Source organism: Faecalibacterium longum, assembly GCF_040094125.1.
In the GTDB taxonomy this organism is placed as follows: domain Bacteria; phylum Bacillota; class Clostridia; order Oscillospirales; family Ruminococcaceae; genus Faecalibacterium; species Faecalibacterium longum.
Genome location: NZ_JBBNIH010000082.1, coordinates 39,440 through 46,830, shown reverse-complemented (window position 1 = coordinate 46,830; position 7,391 = coordinate 39,440). Strand labels below are relative to the sequence as shown.

Sequence of the window (7,391 nt, the reverse complement as noted above, 5' to 3'; positions counted from 1 at the left end):
TGCGGCCGTAGCTCATCTGGTAGAGCGCCACCTTGCCAAGGTGGAGGTAGCGAGTTCGAGCCTCGTCGGCCGCTCCAACATGAAGCCATCGTTTGTGCAGAGATGCACGACGATGGCTTTTTTCAACAGAAACTGCATCGAATGTTGACAAATCGATGCTCCGGGCCGTATACTGAGACTATCGTGCAACAAACAGAGGCGGGCTGACCGCTTGCGGGAGTTCGGCCCGCGGGCGTTGGCTCGCCTCTGTGCTATGGGAAAAGGAGGGAAAACCAGTGATATTCGGCAAGTACATCAACCGCTATTACCTGCGCCACGCGCCCGCGCTGCTGCTGGGCATCCTTGCGCTGCTGATGGTGGACTATATCCAGCTGCTTGTGCCGCAGCTCTATCGTCTGGTCATCAACGGCGTCAACCTTGGACAGGTGGTGGTGAGGGACGAGACAATGCCTTTCACGAAAGAGGTGCTGTTCCAGCACATCTGCCTGCCCATGATATGGATCGTGCTGCTCATGGTGGTGGGGCGCTTTTTGTGGCGCATCTGCTTCTTCGGCACCAGCATCCGGGTGCAGGCGGATCTGAGGGAGAAGATGTTCGACCACAGCCGCCGTCTGTCCCAGCAGTACTATCAGGTGAACAAGGTCGGCAACCTCATGAGCCTCTACACCAACGACCTCGACACCATCCAGGAGTGCTTCGGCGACGGCATCCTGATGTTCTTTGACGCATTGGTGCTGGGTCTGCTGGCCCTCTACCGGATGTGGTGCATGGACAGACGCATGACCATGCTGGCCCTCATCCCGGCAGCGTTCATGTTTGCCATCGGCACCGTGATGGGCAAGACCATGACCAAAACGTGGGAGAAGCGCCAGCAGGCGTTCTCTGACCTGTCCGACTTTGCGCAGGAAAACTTCTCCGGCATCGCGGTCATCAAGGCGTTTGTCAAGGAGCTCAAAGAGCTCATCGCTTTCCGCAAACTCAACAAAGACAACGAAGAGATCAACGTAAAGTATACCCGCATCTCAGTATTGCTCGAAGTAATGGTGACGTTCTTCGTGGAGTCGGTCATCTGCGTCATCCTCGGCTACGGCGGCTATCTTGTCTACAAGGGCGATTTCAATGCGGGCCAGCTGGTGGAGTACATCGGCTATTTCGAGGCGATCGTCTGGCCCATCATGGCAATCTCAATGCTCATCGAAAAGACCTCCCGCGGCAAAGCCTCCCTCAACCGCATCACCGAGCTGCTGGACGCACCCATTGATGTGGCCGACCGCGCCGGTGTGCCGGACCTCGAAAACCCCAAGGGCGGCATCGAGTTCCGCGATTTGACCTTCCGCTACCCGGACGGCGAGTTCGATGTGCTGAAAAATATCTCCTTCACGATCCAGCCCGGCGAGAGCGTGGGCATCGTGGGCAAGACCGGCGCAGGCAAGACGGCGCTGGTCGATTTGCTCCTGCGCACTTATAACGTCCCCGACGGCACTCTTTTCGTGGACGGGAAGGACGTCAACGGCGTCTCCATCCACTCGGTGCGGCAGGCGTGTGCCTATGTCCCGCAGGAGAACTTTCTCTTCTCGGATACCATCGCCCACAACATCGCCTTTGGCGTGGATGACGCTACCCCTGAGGACATTGAACGGGCAGCCAGCCTTGCTGACGTCCGGGATAACATTGTGGACTTCAAGGATGGCTACGAGACTGTCCTGGGCGAGCGCGGCGTTACCGTTTCGGGCGGTCAGAAGCAGCGAATCTCCATCGCCCGCGCCCTGCTGAAAGATGCGCCCATCCTGATCCTCGACGACTCAGTTTCGGCGGTGGATACCAGGACGGAAAAAATCATCCTCGACAACCTGAAAAAGAGCCGTGCAGGCAAGACCACTCTGCTCATCGCGCACCGCATCTCGACGGTGGAGGGACTGGATAAGATCATCTTCCTCGAAGACGGCAGAGTGGAGGCCGTCGGCCCCCACGACCAGCTCTATGCATCCTGCCCGGAGTACCACAAGATGGTCGATTTGCAGAAGCTTGAAGACGAAGTGGGAGGTGGCAACGCATGATGAGTCTGAATCCGCTTCTTCTCGTAGGCGGCGTTATCGGCACCGTGTCGGTGCTGCTGCTCATCGCCTACGCCTGCGTCAAAGACAAGAAAACGGCTATGGGCTTCGAGCGCAGCATGGCCGACGGCGAGATCCTGCGCCGCCTCTTCGGCTACGCCAAACCCTACCTCAAGCAGTTCGTCGTCGTGGGCTTTCTCGTCCTCTTCTCCATCTCCTACGACATCGCGTCGCCCCTCATCGTGGGCTACATCGAAGAGCTTGTGGTAGGCGATTTCGAACTGAAAAGCCTCTATGTCAGTGTGGCCGTGTACGCGGGTGTGCTGCTCTTCTCGATGGCCAGCACCTATTTGCAGGCCGTCATTCTGCAGCGTGTGGGCCAGCGCATCATCTCCGATTTGCGTGAAGACCTTTTCACCCACATTGAAAGCCTCTCCCACGGCCAGCTGAACGACATCCCGGTGGGCAAGCTCGTCACCCGCGTGACCAACGACACCAACGCCATCTCGATGATGTTCACGAACCTCTTCGTCAACCTCACCAAGAACGCCTTCGTCATTTTGGGCATTCTGGTGGCGATGCTCTTCCTGAACTACGAGCTGACCCTGATGGTGCTTTGCTTCGTACCCTTCATCCTCCTGTTCACGGTCATCTTCCGCAAGTTCTCTCGCCGTGCTTACCGTAAGGTCAAGGACGCGACCACCGACATCAACACCTACCTCTCCGAGAATCTCTCCGGCATCAAAGTCACCCAGATCTTTGGCCGCGAGGACGAGAAGATGGAGGAGTTCCGCCAGAAGAGCCAGACCCTCGCCAAGGCCACGCAGGAGCAGATCTTCGTCTTCGGCGTCTTCCGTCCGCTGGTGTATATGCTGTATATCAGCTCGATCCTCTGCCTGTTCTATCTTGGCGGCATGGGCCATCTGAACCATGTCACCTTCCTCGGGCAGACCATTTCCAGCGGCACCATCGTCACCTTTTATATGTATATCTCCAAGTTCTTCACCCCTATCCAGAACCTCGCCGAGCAGTTCAACTGGCTGCAGTCGGCGCTGGCGTCGTCGGAGAAGGTCTTCTCCATCATGGACATCCAGCCCCAGATGGTGGACGCCCCCGATGCCGTTGAGCTGGACGAAGTGAAGGGCGACATCGAGTTCCGGGACGTCTGGTTCAGCTACATCCCTGGCGAGTGGGTGCTGCAGGGCGTTTCCTTCCATGTGGAGCCCCGCCAGACCGTGGCCTTTGTCGGCTCCACCGGCTCGGGCAAGAGCACCATCCTCTCCCTCATCTGCCGCAACTACGAGTTCCAGAAGGGCGAGATTTTGATCGACGGCATCGACATCCGCAAAATCAAGATTTCCTCCCTCCGCCGTCACTTCGGCCAGATGCTGCAGGACGTTTTCCTCTTCTCGGGTACTATCCGCAGCAACATCGTCCTGCGGGAGGAGAACATTCCGGACGAAGAAATCATGAAGGTCTGCCGGTATGTCAATGCCGACCACTTCATCAACAAACTCGAGCACGGCCTCGACGAAGAAGTCCGGGAGCGCGGCAATAACTTCTCAGCGGGCCAGCGCCAGCTGCTCAGCTTTGCCCGCACCATCCTGCATAAGCCCAGCGTCATGATTCTGGACGAGGCCACCGCCAACATCGACACTGAGACAGAGCTTCTGATTCAGGATTCGCTGGAAAAGATGCGCAGCGTCGGCACTATGCTCATCGTGGCACACCGCCTCTCCACCATCCAGCACGCAGATAACATCATCGTGTTGTCGCGCGGCAAGATCTTGGAGCAGGGAACTCACCAGCAGCTTCTCGCCGCACATGGCCGGTATTATCAGCTGTACACGCTGCAATACCACAAAGAACAAATGGATAAACAGTAAAGCAAAAGCAGGTGCATCATGCGATGCACCTGCTTTTTTGCATAGGCTCAATATTGATACGGCACGATGTCCGGCTGGTCGGGGCGGTGCTCGCCGATGATTTTTTCCATCCAAATCATGTCGTACCAGCGCCCGAACTTATAGCCGCAGTTGTGGAAGGTACCGGCCAGCGTGAAGCCCAGATGTTCGTGGAACTGGGCGCTGTTTTTGGTGAGGTATTCGTCCTCCACCTGCGGGTAGCCGATGCAGGCGTAGAGGTTGAGGACACCCATGGCCTTGAGCCGGTCGGCCAGCGCCTCATAGAGGACGCGGCCCAGTCCGCCGCGCCTGGCGTCGTGGTCGAGGTAGATGGTCAGCTCTGCGGCCCAGTCGTAGGCGGCACGTCCCACAAAAGCGTGGGCATAGGCGTAGCCCTCGATGCGGCCATCCCGCTCGATGACGAGGTAGGGGTATTTTTTCATGATGTCCCGCATCCGACCCTCGAACTCGGCAAGCGACGGCACATCGTACTCGAAAGTGATGACCGTGTGCTCGACGTAGTAGGCGTAGATTTCCAGAATGCGGGGTGCGTCGGCCAATGTGGCGTTGCGGATGGTAATATCGGACATGGTTTTTACTCCTCAGAACATCGTAATGATAAGCGCACACAGCGGCAGAAACACGATGCTGAGCAGGGTGGTCAGCACGACGCTGCCGGCGGCAAACTGCTCATCGTGGTGGAACTGGACGGCGAACACCGAGGTGATGGATGCAGCCGGGCAGCATTCCAGCAGCACGATGACCTGCGTGACCATGCCGTAGCGGAAGAGCCCCAGCGCGGCGAAAGCTGCGATGGTCAGCACTGGAATGAAAAGCATCCGGACTACGGTGAGCTTCCAGATGTGCTGATCGGTGAGGGTGCGGTGCAGGTCGCCCGAGGCGATGAGCATACCGGTGATGAGCATGGAGAGGGGAGTGTTCATGTCGCCCAGAAGTTCCATGGGCTGGACGATGAGGTCGGGCAGCGGGATCTGGAGCAGGTAGAGGACGAGACCCACGACGATGGCGTAGATGGCCGGGCAGTGCAGCAGGCTCTGGGCGACCTTTTTGGGGTCGGAGCTGCCGCTGACCATGCTGTAGCCCACCGTCCAGAGCAGGAGATTGAACATGGTAAAGAAGGCGCTGGCATAAAGCAGGCCCTCGGAGCCGAAGAGCGCCGAAATGAGGGGCAAGCCCATATAGCCCGCATTGGAAAAGACACCGGCGAACCGGAAGATGGGCGTCCGGCTGTCCCTGCTGCGGGCCGTGAACAGCAGGGTGATGACAAGGCCCAGCAGGATGGACAGGGTGCTCAGGGCGAACGCGGCCATGAGGTTGTGCAGAATTTCTGCGCTGAACTCCATGCGGTAGGAGTTGATGATCATGGCCGGGACGACGAGGTTGACCAGCAGGTTCGAGAGAGTCTGCTTGCCCTCGGGGCGGAGCAGGCCGGTCTTGGCACCAAGAGCCCCCAGCCCTATGAGGATGAACAGTTCCGCCACCTGCTGGGCGGTGATGACAGCAAGGTCCATAATAAGATCCCCTCCTTACAGGATGACGTTCTTGATGAGCAGCGAAACACTGCCGTCCTCGGCGTGGAGAAATTCCACCGCAGAATCCTCGGAGAGGATCTCGGTAGGGATCTTTACCTCGATGCCGCTAGCGGTGTGGATGCTGCGGCTCTCCATCCGGCGGATGCGGGCGGGGGAGACAGTGACGGGCTGCTGGGCCTGCGCCGGCTCGAGGACGTCGCTTTTCTCCACATAGTCGTCGAAGGGGACAGCCGCCAGCGGGTATTCCTCAGCAAGCTGCCGGCGCACCTGCTCGACCGTCACCTTGTTGTCGTTGTCAGCGGCCTGATTGGCAATGAGCATGGCCACCTGTGCCTCCACGTGGGGCTCATCCTGATAGTTCTCCTGCACGGCCTGGACGGCGGCGTCCTGAATGGCCTGCAGCTTTTTCTTTTCCGGCTCGGCGGTGGTGTACTGGAAAACGACGGTGGAAAGATAAAACTCCTTGTGGCCGTCGATGTCGAACTTTTTCTCCAGCAGCTTCATGGAGTAGTCGGTCAGGTCCACCAGTGCGCCTTCCTCCACCTTGCCGCTCTGGGTGGGCAGGCAGGCCCGCTGCTGGATGATGGAGTTGACCGGCGCACCGTCTACGCTCTCGGTGTAGTGGGTGTAGCCGTTTTTATAGTTGAGCTTGAGGATGCCCAGCCACGGCTGGCCGTCCCGGGTGAAGTCCACCACAGCGAGGTCGGCCCCCGGAATGGTGGTATGAGCGTGCATATAGTCGAACAGCACGCCCGCGATGCGGCAGGACAGGTCGATAAAGTCCTTGTTCTGTTCCAGCTCGTACCGGAATGCCGAGTCCGGCAGGGGGCGGCACTGGCGGATGTCGTCGCTGGCAAGCAGCTTTTCGATGTGGTATTGCAGATAGGCCGTCTTTTCGGCTGTCATCTCCATGCAGCTGCCGCTGAGCACGGGGGCATCCAGCGTGGTATCCAGAACGTGGAGAATGGCCTGATGTACGATGATCTCCATATGTGAACCTCTTTTTTGTATACAAGAAATCTCAAATCACCTGTCAGTATAACACAACCCGGCCCAAAAGGCGAGAATGACTTGAAGCTCTGTGGCAGAAATGCTATACTTGGCCCAGAAACACCTATTATATAGGGCAAAAGAAGGGAGACTTCCGGTATGGAATTTCGGGAAAAGCCGATGCAGAACCTCATCCGCATCAAGGAGAAGGAGATCTGCAAGAATGTGCAGGCGCTTTTGCTGGACGGCGAAAGCATCGTGGGCGCATACAAGACGGTGCGCGATCAGGCCGTTTTTACGAGCCACCGCATTTTCATGGTGGATATGCAGGGCGTTACCGGCACCCGGCAGGAGATCTTCGTCCTGCCCTACCGGAAGATCGTTCACTTCGGCATCCAGACGGCAGGCTTCGGCGACCCATTGCAGACTTCGGAACTGACGGTCTGCTACGCCGACGAGCACGAGATGAAGTTCGGCTTCATCGGGCAGGAAGAGCTCCTGGCTGTGGCGCAGGCCATCAGCCGGTGCATCCTGTAAAATAAAAATGCAACAAAACGGGACAGCCCCGCTCTGAGATGTGCCAGAGCGGGGCTGTCCCGTTTTGCTGTGATGATGAATAATGAAGAATAGATGATGGCGTTTTCAGCAGGCGCGGCCAGCCTCGAGCATATAGCGCAGGAAGCCGGTGACATCAGCGGGGTCGCTCACGCTGATGCTGAAGCCCTTCTTGGGAGCGTCCAGGGTCTGGAAGATGGCGGAAGCCTCGTTGTCCTTCTTGAGGTCGCAGGTGGAGCCATTGTCCAGGTGCAGGATGACGCTGCCGCGGCTTGCGGCGACCTGTTTCATGAAGCGGTTTTTATCAAAATATTCGATGCGAAGCATAATAAATA

At 57.9% G+C, this 7,391-nt stretch carries 7 protein-coding genes and 1 tRNA gene; 4 read left to right on the top strand and 4 right to left on the bottom strand.

Going from position 1 to position 7,391, the window contains the following annotated elements; genetic code table 11:
• Position 1 precedes the first annotated feature (1 nt).
• From AAAU26_RS02215 to AAAU26_RS02205, 3 genes are all read left to right on the top strand, one after another.
• Positions 2-77: transfer RNA gene (locus AAAU26_RS02215), tRNA-Gly, on the top strand.
• Between the two features lie 198 nt (positions 78-275).
• Complete coding sequence (locus AAAU26_RS02210) at positions 276-2,057, top strand: ABC transporter ATP-binding protein (protein WP_227619197.1); 1,782 nt, start codon at positions 276-278, stop codon at positions 2,055-2,057.
• Complete coding sequence (locus AAAU26_RS02205; RefSeq protein ID WP_217211866.1) at positions 2,054-3,940, top strand: ABC transporter ATP-binding protein; 1,887 nt, start codon at positions 2,054-2,056, stop codon at positions 3,938-3,940. Before AAAU26_RS02210 ends, AAAU26_RS02205 begins: the two co-directional genes overlap by 4 nt.
• Positions 3,941-3,987: 47 nt before the next feature.
• On the opposite strand, the gene AAAU26_RS02200 is transcribed toward AAAU26_RS02205, so the two are convergent.
• The 3 genes from AAAU26_RS02200 to AAAU26_RS02190 are packed head-to-tail and all read right to left on the bottom strand — an operon-like array spanning position 3,988 to position 6,501.
• A complete protein-coding gene (locus AAAU26_RS02200) occupies positions 3,988-4,548 on the bottom strand; it encodes a GNAT family N-acetyltransferase (protein WP_227619198.1) in 561 nt (186 codons plus the stop codon).
• A 12-nt stretch (positions 4,549-4,560) separates the two neighbouring features.
• Entirely contained in the window at positions 4,561-5,490 is a 930-nt protein-coding gene (locus AAAU26_RS02195; RefSeq protein ID WP_158394845.1) for an AEC family transporter, read from the bottom strand.
• A gap of 15 nt (positions 5,491-5,505) precedes the next feature.
• A complete protein-coding gene (locus tag AAAU26_RS02190; RefSeq protein ID WP_015565123.1) occupies positions 5,506-6,501 on the bottom strand; it encodes a nucleoid-associated protein in 996 nt (331 codons plus the stop codon).
• Between the two features lie 159 nt (positions 6,502-6,660).
• On the opposite strand from AAAU26_RS02190, the gene AAAU26_RS02185 reads away from it, so the two are divergent.
• Positions 6,661-7,038 (top strand): PH domain-containing protein, encoded by a 378-nt coding sequence (locus AAAU26_RS02185; protein WP_015565122.1) that lies wholly within the window; start codon positions 6,661-6,663, stop codon positions 7,036-7,038.
• A 105-nt stretch (positions 7,039-7,143) separates the two neighbouring features.
• Here the strand turns inward: AAAU26_RS02185 and AAAU26_RS02180 are convergent, their stop codons facing one another.
• Entirely contained in the window at positions 7,144-7,383 is a 240-nt protein-coding gene (locus AAAU26_RS02180; protein ID WP_149794605.1) for a hypothetical protein, read from the bottom strand.
• Between the last annotated feature and the right edge of the window lie 8 nt (positions 7,384-7,391).